General features: G+C 46.5%; 7 protein-coding genes. 5 read left to right on the forward strand and 2 right to left on the reverse strand.

Going from position 1 to position 12696, the window contains the following annotated elements:
* Window positions 1–42: 42 nt before the first annotated feature.
* The 5 genes from LZG94_RS01765 (at window position 43) to LZG94_RS01785 (ending at window position 8047) form a co-directional block, all read left to right on the forward strand.
* Window positions 43–648, forward strand: coding sequence for a bifunctional precorrin-2 dehydrogenase/sirohydrochlorin ferrochelatase (locus LZG94_RS01765; RefSeq protein ID WP_215233829.1), 606 nt, complete (start codon window positions 43–45; stop codon window positions 646–648).
* A gap of 282 nt (window positions 649–930) precedes the next feature.
* Window positions 931–4287, forward strand: a complete 3357-nt coding sequence (locus LZG94_RS01770; RefSeq protein ID WP_233790263.1) for a SusC/RagA family TonB-linked outer membrane protein — start codon at window positions 931–933, stop codon at window positions 4285–4287.
* Between the two features lie 39 nt (window positions 4288–4326).
* Window positions 4327–5796: a RagB/SusD family nutrient uptake outer membrane protein gene (locus LZG94_RS01775; protein WP_233790264.1), complete on the forward strand. Its 1470-nt coding sequence runs from the start codon at window positions 4327–4329 to the stop codon at window positions 5794–5796.
* 12 nt (window positions 5797–5808) lie between these two features.
* Complete coding sequence (locus tag LZG94_RS01780) at window positions 5809–6738, forward strand: putative zinc-binding metallopeptidase (RefSeq protein ID WP_233790265.1); 930 nt, start codon at window positions 5809–5811, stop codon at window positions 6736–6738.
* Between the two features lie 4 nt (window positions 6739–6742).
* Window positions 6743–8047 carry a DUF4302 domain-containing protein gene (locus tag LZG94_RS01785; RefSeq protein WP_233790266.1) on the forward strand — a complete coding sequence of 435 codons (1305 nt, stop codon included), beginning with the start codon at window positions 6743–6745 and terminating at the stop codon, window positions 8045–8047.
* A 70-nt stretch (window positions 8048–8117) separates the two neighbouring features.
* On the opposite strand, the gene LZG94_RS01790 is transcribed toward LZG94_RS01785, so the two are convergent.
* Together LZG94_RS01790 and LZG94_RS01795 are read right to left on the reverse strand one after the other, a co-directional pair.
* Complete coding sequence (locus tag LZG94_RS01790; protein WP_233790267.1) at window positions 8118–9491, reverse strand: RagB/SusD family nutrient uptake outer membrane protein; 1374 nt, start codon at window positions 9489–9491, stop codon at window positions 8118–8120.
* A 28-nt stretch (window positions 9492–9519) separates the two neighbouring features.
* Window positions 9520–12612 carry a TonB-dependent receptor gene (locus tag LZG94_RS01795; protein WP_233790268.1) on the reverse strand — a complete coding sequence of 1031 codons (3093 nt, stop codon included), beginning with the start codon at window positions 12610–12612 and terminating at the stop codon, window positions 9520–9522.
* Between the last annotated feature and the right edge of the window lie 84 nt (window positions 12613–12696).

The following is a 12696-nucleotide window of genomic DNA, read 5'->3' on the forward strand; positions in this document are numbered from 1 at the left end:
CCTGTAAATTTGATTATAAACCATTCATCCCAAACCTGCGCCGTGAACGAGCTTTTTCCAATTTTTATCAAACTTGAAAACCTGCAAACATTGATCGTCGGAGGCGGATATGTAGGCCTTGAAAAGATCACCGCAGTACTTGATAATTCGCCGCAAGCCAACATCACATTGGTGTCCCCCGAGATCAGGCAGGAAATCGTAGAGCTGGCTGGAAATAATGATCGTATCTTCTTGATAAAAAGGAGGTTTGTGGATGAAGATCTTACCGGAAGGGACCTGGTGATCGTGGCTACAAATGATAAGGAAGAAAATAAGCGCATCGCCGCCACTTCAAGAGCGAAACATATTCTCACAAATGTGGCCGATACACCCGCTATTTGCGACTTTTATCTTTCTTCTGTTGTAAGAAAAGGAAATCTGAAAGTCGCGATTTCAACCAACGGAATGTCGCCGACGCTCGCGAAACGATTAAAAGAAGTACTAGGCGAAGCATTACCCGATAACCTCGAAACCGCTATGCAGCAGCTCAAAGCTGTGCGGGATATGTTGAAGGGAGATTTTGCTTATAAAGTGGATGAGCTGAACCGGATAACTTCCGTGCTGACAGCCCCGGTAAACCCCCAGGAAAATGCTGATAAAATCGATTGAAAATCGGGCATAGATCTCACAATAAAACGCAGCGTAAATTGTTTTAATAAAGATATTTGCAGAATATCGCCCGTACCCCCTCCACATCAGTCGTAACTTCTGAATACCTGAGCTACTGACCTTAGTACTAAAATTTTATTTCAGCATTTTTACTATGTAACTGATAGTAAAAAATTGTGTTCGTTTTTTATTGCTTTAATACGTATTATTGAAATAAGTAATATTCAAACCGGTAATTCGGAAACCCATTCATTTTTGAGATAGACTTATACACGAGCATATATGGATCTTTTTTACCGGAACAGTGGCCAGGGTAGGCTTTCTTTGTTTCTTCTTGGTGCCATTTTTTTTGCTTTCTCAATCCTCCCCATTCACGCTTTTTCCAATATCATCAATATTGATATAAAGGGTGTTGTTAAAAGCAATACAGGGGAAATACTGATCGGTTCTACCGTGCGCGTGAAGGGTACGCAAAAGGGAACTGTGACCAACGAAAAGGGCGAATTTGTGCTTACCGACGTTAACGAAGGCGCGACGCTGGTGGTGACGATGATTGGATTTTTGCCCAAAGAACTTCCCGCTGCAAGAAGCATGAGTATCGAGCTGGCCGAAGATGCGGTAGGCTTGCAGGATGTGGTAGTGACTGGTTTTCAGAACATTGATAAAGATAAGTTCACGGGATCGGCTGTCACCCTGAAAACAGACGATGTTAAAATTGACGGACTTCCTGATGTAAGCCGGATGCTCGAAGGCCGCGCTGCCGGGGTTTCCATTCAGAACGTTTCCGGTACTTTCGGGGCTGCTCCAAAGATCAGGATCCGCGGCGCTACTTCCTTAAACGGTGATAATAAGCCGCTTTGGGTGATCGACGGGGTTGTTCAGGAGGATATTGTGAATATTTCAAACGATCAGCTTTCAAGCGGCGACCCGACTACATTGCTGGGCTCTGCAGTTGCGGGGTTGAATCCAAATGACATTGAAACCTTCGATATCCTGAAAGATGCCGCCGCGGCTGCATTATACGGTGCACGCGCAATGAACGGGGTAATCGTGATCACGACCAAAAAAGGAAAAAGCGGTAAGCCGGTGATCACTTACTCCGGCAATTTCAGTACCCAGCTTACGCCATCTTACCGGAATTTCAACATTATGAATTCGGCGCAGCAAATGTCTGTGCTCGGCGAACTGGAACGTAAAGGTTATCTGAATTCAGATATTCTTTCAAGGCCGGATTTTGGGGTTTATGGTAAATATTACAACTCGCTGAACGGTGATAACGAAGGTAACTTTCCATTACCCAATACACAGGAAGCTAAGAAAAACTATTTGCTCCGTTACGCAGGCGCCAATACCGACTGGTTTGATGTACTCTTCAAGCAAAATTTCATTCACGAACATTCATTAAGTGTTTCTTTCGGAAGTGAGAAGTCAAGTTCTTATGCATCTGTAAGTTACCTCGATGATAATGGCTGGACGATCGCTGATAAAGTGAAACGTTACACCTTGAATTTTAACAATACCTACCAGCTTTCCGACAAGCTGAGCATTGGGCTGACAACCCTCGCTTCTGTCCGCAGGCAGCAGGCTCCCGGTTCGCTCAGCCGCCGCAGCAACCCGGTGGAAGGGAAATTTGACAGGGATTTTGATATTAACCCGTTCAGCTATGCATTGAATACCAGCCGCACTTTGACAGCTTATGATGAAAATGGCGATCTGGAATATTTCAGAAGAAATTTTGCCCCTTTCAATGTCGTATCGGAGCTGGCCAACAACCGCATTAATCTAAATCTGGCAGATATTAAGTTACAGGGAAATCTTTCCTACAAAATCACGGACAATATCACCTATGATTTCCTGGGTGCGCTCAGGTACATTCAAACCGGTCGCGAGCACATTATTACGGAAAACAGTAATATGGCCAATGCGTATCGCGCAGCAGATAATTCGACGATTGCTTTGGCTAATAAATACCTGTACACCGATCCCGACGTGCCCAATGCGTATCCGGTTGTAGTATTGCCGAGCGGCGGTTTTTACAATACCAACGAGGATCAGATGTTGTTTTATAACATTCGTAACAACCTCAGGTACAACAAAAAATTTGCAGAAAGGCATCAAATCGATATTCTGGCTGGTCAGGAAATTAAATATACCAACCGGAAAAATTCGAATAATACAGGTTACGGATTTCAGTATGATCAGGGAGGAACGCCTTTCGTGGATTACCGGATCTTGAAGCAAACCATTGAGTCTAATTTCCAATACTACGGAATGCGGATGGACTACGAACGTTTCGCGGCATTTTACGGAAGCGCGGGCTATACCCTGGATGATAAGTACAATTTTACCGCTTATATCCGCTATGATGGTTCAAATAGTTTTGGGAAATCGGCGATTGCAAGGTGGCTGCCAACGTATACAGTAGCCGGATCCTGGAATTTTGATCGGGAAAATTTCCTGAAAGATTTCAAATGGCTTAGTATGGGCAGGCTTCGTGCCAGTTACGGGCTTTCCGCCGACACCGGGCCGGCAACCAATTCAGCGGTTTTATTCCAGAGTATTATCAGCAGAAGACCTTACGCGGATGAAAAAGAATCGGCCATCGCATTGGCGTCTCTGCAAAACACGCAGCTGACCTGGGAGAAATTATATAGCGGAAACCTTGGACTTGACCTGGGTTTGTTTGCCAACCGGATTAACCTGACAGTAGACGGTTACACCCGAAACAGCTTTGACCTGATCGACCAGATCAAGACTTCGGGTATTGGCGGGCAAATTTATAAGGTAGCCAACTATGCAGATATGCAGTCCTACGGGGTGGATTTCTCTATCGACGGCGTGCTTTTCAAAAACAAGGACTGGGATTTCCGTTCCCGGATCACGGTGGGTTACGCACAGACGCGCATTACCAATGTAGACAACAACCCAGGCATTTTTGATTTGGTCAAAGCGGAAGGGGCGAATGTGAAGGGAAGACCGGTACGAAGCTTATTTTCAATAGATTATCGTGCATTGAATCCGAAAACGGGCGTACCCATTTTCCTGAACGAGAATGGAGAAGTGAGCTCGGACGTTTATTTGCAGGATCAGAATGTATCTTATCTAAAATATGAAGGACCAGTTGATCCGCCTGTTACCGGAGGTTTTAACAATACATTGACATACAAAGATCTGTCACTGAATGTTTTCTTCACTTACCAATATGGTAACAAAATCCGCCTGAACCCGCTATATAAAGGAGTATTCAGCGATCTGGATGCACTTCCACGTGAGTTTCTGGATAGATGGCTGATTTCCGGCGAAGAAGAAGTTACCCCGGTAGCTTCGATTCCCGACAAGCTGGAAGCGCAATATCTGGCGGGTACTTATCCTTACAGTATTTACAATTATTCCACCGAAAGGGTCGCAAGAGGAGATTTTGTTAGATTGAAATCCGTGTCACTTTCTTACAAAGTGCCCGTGGTATTTGCGGGCAGATACGGGTTTAAAGCGGCAAGCATTCAGCTGTCTTCTATCAATCCATGGTTGATTTATGCGGATAAAAGGTTGAAAGGACAAGATCCTGAGTTTTTCAATTCGGGCGGTGTTGCGCAGCCAATTCAGAAGCAATTTACAGTGGCGATCAAGCTGACGTTATAGTGCATTGTGAAACCGGTACATTGATTTAAGATATTAAATATGAACAGACTAAGAAATATAAAAAGCCTTTTGATCATCCCGCTGCTGCTTGTTCTGGCGGGCTGCGAGGATTTTCTTTCTACCGAACCTGATAGTACGCGCGCGACCATTAACTCGCCGCAAAAAGTATCTCAGTTGCTCGCTACCGCTTATCCGCAGGCCAGTTATGTGCTGTTTGCCGAATCCATGAGCGATAATGTGGCCGATAAGGGTACCGGGGAAGATGATAAGACCAACCGCTTTTCATTTCTTTTTGAAGAGGTTGAAGCGACGGTAGACGAACAGGATTCGCCCGATCAGTACTGGGCGGAATGTTACCGCGCTATTTCTGTTGCGAACGAGGCGCTGGACATTATCAGCAAAGTCCCTGATCCACAGCAGTATTCTGCGCAAAGGGGAGAGGCGCTGGTCGCACGTGCTTACGCGCATTTTATGCTTGTCAACTTTTTTAGTCAATTTTTCGATGCGACACAAACGAACCCGAGCCCGGGCGTTCCGTATGTGACAGTTCCTGAAAAAGTAGTATTGAAACAATACGATCGCCGCACGGTGGATTTTGTTTATAGTATGATCGAGAAGGATTTACTCGAAGGTCTTCCTCTGATCGCCGACGGGAGTTACACCGTTCCGAAATATCACTTCAACCGCGCAGCAGCGAATGCATTTGCCAGCCGTTTTTATCTGGTAAAAAGGGATTATGCCAAGGTTGTGCAATATGCGAATGCCGCTTTTCCGGGTGAAAGTATCAGAGATAACCTTCGCCCCTGGAACACTACCTATGAAAGTTTATCTCCGCAGGAATTATACAACACCTATTCCCGCGCGAGCCAGAATGCCAACTTGCTCCTGGCCGAAACTTCGTCGACTTACGGCAGGTATGTAGCGCAATACCGTTACGGAATGAATTTCAGGAAATGGCAGGAAGTTTCGCAAGGAGAGGGGATTATCGGCGGCAATGCGAGCTGGGCTTATCCTTTGTACACGCAGGGTGATAACAATTATCTGATCCCGAAATTGAATGAATATTTCGTTCGGGAATCTGTGAATGCAGAAATTGGATTTCCTTATGTAATGGTGCCTCTGTTTACAGCAGAAGAGGTTTTGTTCAATAGAATTGAGGCAAATGCTTACCTGAACAATACGAATGCGGCAATCGCGGACCTTAACTTGTTTGCAAGCAAAAGAGTTTCCAACTATAATCCTTCCACGCACGTGATCACTTCCAGAGGGATTACCAACTTTTTTGGTGGTAACCTCAGATCAGGAATTGTGAATACGGTGCTGCTTTTCAAAAGGGTTGAGTTTGTGCAGGAGGGAATGCGATGGTTTGATATACAGCGTTACGCGATCCCGGTACAGCATCAGACTTCATCGGGGCAGGTGATCTCGGTACCGGCTGGCGACCCAAGGAGGGTTTTACAAATACCACAATCGGCAACACTGGCCGGAATTGAACAGAATACCAGATAATCGAAAAGAAATATGCTAGCTAAAACGATATCGAAAATTTTCTTTCTTGGAATGCTTGCTTCCAGCGTGATTTTGAGTTCGTGTAAAGAGGAGAAAATCGGCGAAGTGGAAGATATTCCGGGTTTGGGCGGAGATACCTGGGTGCCCGGGCCCGTGGATAAATGGATTCTCGACAGCCTGACCACGCCTTACAACATTTCCGCCAAATACAAATGGGACCAGTTTGAGTTTGGTAACATCACCAAAACGCTGGTGCCGCCAGACGAAGCGCAGGTGATCCCACTATTGAGGACGATCACAAAAGCCTGGACGATACCTTACGTGCAGGAAGCGGGGAAAGTTTTTTACAACAAATTCTCCCCCAAGTTCTTTATTCTTTCGGGCAGCAATGAATATAATGCGGAAGGTTCGGTGACGCTCGGTACGGCCGAGGGCGGGCGTAAAGTGGTTTTGTTTGGAGTTAATTTGTTCAAGATCAAAGGAATGCAGGGGTATAATGCGGCGGAAGATTCATCTTTCGTGAAAGACTGGTTCCTGCACACGATACACCATGAATTTGGTCACATTCTGCATCAGACGGTTTTGTACCCGGTTGAATACAAGAACATTACGAAATCACTTTACCAGGGAGGAAACTGGATCAACTGGTCCAATGAGGATGCGCGCCGCGATGGTTTTGTAACTGCATACAGCTCGCTCAATTTTGACGAAGATTTTGTAGAAATGATCGCCATGATGCTGACGGAGGGGAAAGCCGGATTTGACAAGCTTGTAAATTCGATCCCGGAGGGAACCAGTCCAAGGGGCGTTACCAAAGCGCAGGCGCAGGCGTCGCTAAGGCAAAAAGAAGCGATTGTGGTTGCCTATTACAAAAACACGTGGAATATAGATTTTTATAGCCTTCAAAAAAGGGTTAGGGGATCGATGAACCAACTTTTTTAACCAAATGAAAAAACTCTTTCTCTATCTGCTATTCGTTGCTCCGGCTTTATTCTCCTGCGAGAATAGCGATGATACCCTGTTTGAAGAATCGGCCGATACCCGTTTGAATGCTGCTTTGGCTTCTTATGAAAAGCTGCTGGTGGATGCGCCTTACGGTTGGAATGCCATTATTTATCCAAAAGGCGGAGGCACTTATGGATTTCACTTCAAATTCAATGATCAGAACAGAGTGGTGATGTATTCTGACTTCTCGGCTGAAACTGCGGCGAAACCCAAGGAAAGCAGCTACCGGTTGAAGGCAATGCAAACGCCGTCACTCATTTTTGATACCTATTCCTACCTTCATTTACTCTCGGATCCTAATCCCGACGTGAATGGCGGGGGAGTTGGAGAGGGGCTGCAATCGGATTTTGAGTTCAGCATTTTTCCGGATTCATTAAAGGAAGAAACCGTCACATTTGTGGGCCGGAAAAACCAGAGCAGGCTTGTACTGACCAAAGCGACGCAGGCACAGGCGACGGCTTATGCAAATGGAGACCTGGCCAAAGCGGTGTTGTTCAATAATATCACCAAATACCAGACTTATTTCAAGCGGATCACTTTGGGTAATGTTACTTATGAAATTACACCCAATCAGCAGACAAGAACCATTAAGCTAACCTGGCTGGAAGGTAATGTACCTAAGAATTTCACCACCGGCTATTACTTCGCTGGGGCAAATCTTGTGTTTTTGAAACCATTTGTGAATGGCTCTCAAACCATAAACGGGTTTGCCAATTTTACATGGAATGCAAATCCGACGCAGCTGCGGTTTTCGGCAGGAGGGGCTAATACGCTTGTGCAGGAAGCGATCAAGCCACTTTCTATTGACCTTACCGCTGCAAGAAGGTGGTGGCAGGAACCGGTTGAGTCTGGCGGAGACTGGCGCACGGGAGTTGGATTTCACGTGAATGGCGTGGATGATGCGTTTGGTGTGAAAGAAATGAAATTCGAAGGTTCTGACTATGCATTTTATGTTTATCAGCCCGGAGGAGATACCAACTACGAAGTTTTTGCGCCTGTTTTCGTTGAGAATGACGATTATGCAATCGAGTATGGGCACCTTGGAGAACCACCCACCTTTACTTCCGACGGCAGGGTAATATTCACCGCACGCGGAACATTTGGTGCCGCACCAACAAGCGGCCCGGCGATCAATTCAGTCAATCAGTTGTACGAAAAAAGCGGCTACTACCTCATTCAGACCTCAGAAACAACCTATGATATGGTAAGCGCGAAGGATGCGAAAGCGTGGATCAGCTGGCAATAGATATTCTTATTCCGGCACAAAAAAACACTCCCCGCAACGGGGAGTGTTTTTTTGTGCGCTGTTGCTAGTGCTATTGGTAACCTTCGTTTTGAACCAGCGCTTTGTTTACATCAATTTCGCGCTGCGGAATCGGCATGATCAGCTTCGGGGAGTTGTAAGGTAATGTGCCTACATTCTTCTTGTTCCGCTTGATATCGTGCAGCATGTGACCCTCGAATGCAAGTTCCAGATGGCGCTCTTTCAATATCGATTCCAGCGTAACCGTAGTCGCCGGTTTCAGTCCTGCGCGTGCTCTGATCAGATTAATATCCGCCAGCGGCGTCGCGCCCACAGCCGTGCCCAGACGGAAATTAGCTTCTGCGCGGGTCAGGTACATTTCAGCAGACCGGAATTGCAGCACGTTACCGAAGTTGTCAATATGCTTTTGCGTATAAGTGTTGATAGTAGTGATAAAAAAGCTACCCCGCGTATCACCGGCTTCATACATACCTCTGTGTTTAGGCAAAATTCGTATATCTCCTCTTCCCGCAGTACCTGTAATATCCTCGATGGTCGCGCCAAAGAAGGTATTAAGGTCATTTACTCCGTCTTGCGCCGTTACTTTCATCGCAAAAATATACTCGTCAGGATTGTCACCGCCATTGCGCAAAAACGTGTAGAACAGCGATGCAAAATTGTCTTCCAGCGGATACATTTCGGAATTGATCACTTCATTAGCCTCGTCTCTTGCCATTGCAAAGTTGGATTGCATCAGGTAAACGCGCGACAGCTGGGCCGAAGCGGCATATTTGTTAGCGTAAATAGTATTTTCTTCCGGCAAAAGTGTTTTTGCAGCCCTTAAATCTTCCAAAACTTGTGCATACACTTCCGCTACGGAATTACGCGGGACACTATTAGCGTCCGTTACAACGCGGGTCGGGGTCAAAATAAGGGGAACGCCCGGATTTGCATTGTTATCGCCATCTCCCCAGGTTTTTGCATAAAGCCGCACCAGGTCAAAGTACACGGAACCACGGATAAACCGAGCCTCGCCTTCCACACGTTCGCGCTTGTCTTCTTCCAGGATATCGAGCGCCGACAGCACATTGTTGCAGCGGTTGATCGTCGCATAGGAATCTCTCCACGTCGCGAGCGCAGTTACATTCTGTGTCGTAATTTCCTTGTTGTACATTTCCAGCAGATTCTGAAAAGTACCTCCAAAACCCAGTTCGTCGCTGTTTCCGAGCAGCTCGGAAGCCAGTTGAAAAGCGCCACCGTAAACGTCCACATCCTGTAATCCGTCGTAAGCACCGATCAAAGTTACTTCCACGTCACGCGAAGTGCTGAGTGCTACTTCTTCATCGATGCTCTGCGTCGGCTCAACATCGAGCTTACTGGCGCAGCCATTGGCCAGAAACAAGCCTGCTACCAGGGCCAGGGAATATATGTATTTTCTTTTTTTCATGATTTTGCAATTAATGAGCTGAAATGAATTAGAAGCCAACATTGATACCAACCAAAATAGTACGCGGCTGAGGAGGCGTGTAGAAATCAGTTCCTGTCGCAAATTTCAGGTCTCTCGCACTCAGGTCATCGGTGTTAACTTCCGGGTCCCAACCTTTATAATTGGTAAATGTGGCCAGGTTCAATCCTGAAACGTAAACTCTCACACGGTCCATTTTGATCTTACTCGTAACTGTTGAAGGCAGATTGTAACCCAATGTCAAAGAACGCAGGCGCAGGTATGATCCGTCCATAATATAGCGGCTGGAAGCCTGATTCCCGTTTCCGCGGTAAAAGCGAGCCTCTGGAACATCGGTATTCGGATTCTCAGGCGTCCACGCATTCAGCTGATCCACGGTCTGGTTATCTTCATAAATACCATTTGCAGAAGAATACTGGCCCACTCCGTAGAAATTGAGCTTGTTACCCGCAACTCCGTTGAAGAATACATTCAGGTCGAAACCTGCGAAGGAAAATGTGTTGGTGATACCGCCAACCACCTTGGGATTAGGGTTACCTGCCACTACGCGCTGGGCCGTGTTATAGCCATTATTTGTAACGGTGGTTCTCCCTTCGGTAGGGGTATTTTTGTAAAAAAGCGCATTACCGTTCGCCGGATCAACACCTGCATATTCTACGGTATAAAAAACACCAACCGGCTGACCTTCCATTACCCGGCTCATATTCGCCAACCCACCTTCGATGATCTGATCCTGAATATCAGTCACCTTATTCCTATTTGCGGCCAGGTTCAAAGAAGTGCTCCATTTGAACTTGCCGATCAGATTTTGAGTGTTCAATACAAATTCAAAACCCTTATTTTCCAGTTTACCAACATTCGCAACTTTAATAGCAAAACCTGTGGTAGCCGGCACGTTCACTTCCAGTAGCAACCCATTCGTCTTTTTCTCATAATAGTCGATCTCCCCATTGATACGGTTATTGAACAAACCAAAATCAATACCAAAATCCGCCTGTTTGGTCGTTTCCCATCGCAGGTCCGGATTAGCAAGTTGCGAAGGCCGCTGTCCCGCTGCTCCCGCGTATCCCGCATCTCCCGAAAACAAACCAAGCTGAGGGAAGTCGCCGATCTCCGAGTTTCCGGTTGAACCGTAGCTACCTCTCAGTTTCAGGAAACTCAATACATTGTTGTTTTTCAGGAAATTCTCTTCTGTAAGTACCCAGCCTGCCGATACGGAAGGGAAAAATCCGTAGCGTGAATTAGCTCCGAAACGCGACGATCCGTCAATCCGTGCACTGGCTGAAAGCAGGTATTTGTCTGAGAACTTGTAATTGAGCCGCAGGAAATAAGAGAGGAAACGGAAATTAGTTTCCGTCGAACTTCCGCCCGACTTGGTAGCAGCACTGGCGATCTTTTTATAGGAATTGGAAGGAAACTGTGATCCTTCGATAAAGCTCGTCTTGTTTTGCGACTGCTGGTACGACATACCTAATGTGCCCCCAATCGTGTGGTTGTTCAGTGTTTTGTCGTACGAAAGAAAATTGTTTGTATTGTAGTTGGTTACAAAAGTCGCAAAGTTCTCGCCCAGCCCGCTGCTAGCAGTACTTACGTTACGTACGTTTTGAGTCTGGTAGTAGCTTTCTTCGTTCTGGTTTAAAAGGTCAATACCGAGTTCACTGCGGAATTTCAGCTCCGGTGTGATATTGATCTGCGCATAAGCATTGGTCAGGTTCCTGAAAGAAGTCGCTATAAAACTTGCATACCGGCTTGTGATCATCGGGTTGAAGTAAAGCGGCACGCCCACTTCTCCCGGCGGTGTACCGGTAGGTAAGCCGGTTTCAGGATCGTTGAATGGCGTTAAAGGTGTCAATGCGGCCATTTGGAGGGGGTTTGAGAATGCATTATCCCCAGGCAAACGTTTGTTAATAGTTCTGGCAAGCCCCATTGAAAGTCCGATCTGCAACCATTTGTAAGCCTGGTGATCCAGGTTCATTCGCGCCGAAACGCGGTCGAGCTTATTGCCTATTATTGTTCCTTTCTGGTCAAGATATTGGCCCGACAGGAAAAATTTAGTCTTGTCTGTTCCGCCGTTCAACTGGAAATCCAGCTGCTGCATAGGTGCTTTCTGAAATGCCTCATCCTGCCACAAATACTCTTTCTGCTGCGGTGTACCGAATGTGCCAAGACTATAAGTGTCCAAAAAGCCACCTTCACCGATCATATATTGCGTATAAGAATCCGGGTCATTTGGATCGGTGCCGTCAATGCGGTCACGGTTATTAGCTGCCTGGGTGTAAAATTTCACGTATTGGTCTGCATTAAGAAAATCCACGCGGCGCGTCGCTTGCGAAGAACCCAGCTGGTAGTTAATGCTCACATTCGTTTTTCCTGCTTTACCACGTTTCGTCGTGATCAATACCACCCCGTTTGCCGCACGTGAACCGTAAATAGCACCCGCAGATGCATCTTTCAGGATTTCGATCGATTCAATATCGTTGGAGTTAATGTCGGCCAAAGGGTTGGTCGCGCCGCCGGTACTGTTACTCAGGTCCGCAGTCGTGATCGGCATTCCGTCCACTACATATAAAGGCTGGCTGCTTGCACTTATCGAGGAATTTCCCCGGATCCGCACATTGATCGCCTGGCCAAGTTTCCCACTGCCGCTGTTCACATACACACCTGCCGCTCTTCCTTGTAAAGCTGCATCCACACTCGCCACGGGCATATTCTGGATCTCGGTGCCTTTTACCTGCGCGATATTTCCTGTTACATCCCGCTTGATCTGCGAGCCAAAACCAGTCACGACCACTTCGCTGAGGTTTCTGCTGTCGCTCACCAACTGTACGTCGATCACGCTTTGGCTCCCCACAGGTATTTCCTGGCTTATCATCCCTACGAAACTGAAAACTAGTATAGATTCAGCGTTCCGCACGTTGATCGTGTAACTTCCGTCCGTACTCGTCTGTGTTCCGGTTGACGTACCTTTTAACTGCACAGAGGCTCCCGGGAGGGTCGAGCCGTCGTCACCTGATACTTTCCCAGTGATCCTCACATCCTGTCCGCTTGCCGACATCCATGTTACCACAAAGAAAAAAAGTGCTAATAGTAGAGTTTTTTTCATAATTATTTGGTTTGGTTGAGTTGATTTTCTTCAAAAGCAAATATATGTCTAATGAAAGTTAGCCCAAATTATATTACGAAATAT

This window comes from Dyadobacter sp. CY343 (assembly GCF_021390335.1).
GTDB lineage: Bacteria > Bacteroidota > Bacteroidia > Cytophagales > Spirosomataceae > Dyadobacter.

Coding starts and splice junctions, on each gene's coding strand:
- LZG94_RS01795 (WP_233790268.1), bottom strand. CDS start 12,612: ATGAAAAAAACTCTACTATTAGCACTTTTTTTCTTTGTGGTAACATGG.
- LZG94_RS01775 (WP_233790264.1), top strand. CDS start 4,327: ATGAACAGACTAAGAAATATAAAAAGCCTTTTGATCATCCCGCTGCTG.
- LZG94_RS01770 (WP_233790263.1), top strand. CDS start 931: ATGGATCTTTTTTACCGGAACAGTGGCCAGGGTAGGCTTTCTTTGTTT.
- LZG94_RS01780 (WP_233790265.1), top strand. CDS start 5,809: ATGCTAGCTAAAACGATATCGAAAATTTTCTTTCTTGGAATGCTTGCT.
- LZG94_RS01790 (WP_233790267.1), bottom strand. CDS start 9,491: ATGAAAAAAAGAAAATACATATATTCCCTGGCCCTGGTAGCAGGCTTG.
- LZG94_RS01785 (WP_233790266.1), top strand. CDS start 6,743: ATGAAAAAACTCTTTCTCTATCTGCTATTCGTTGCTCCGGCTTTATTC.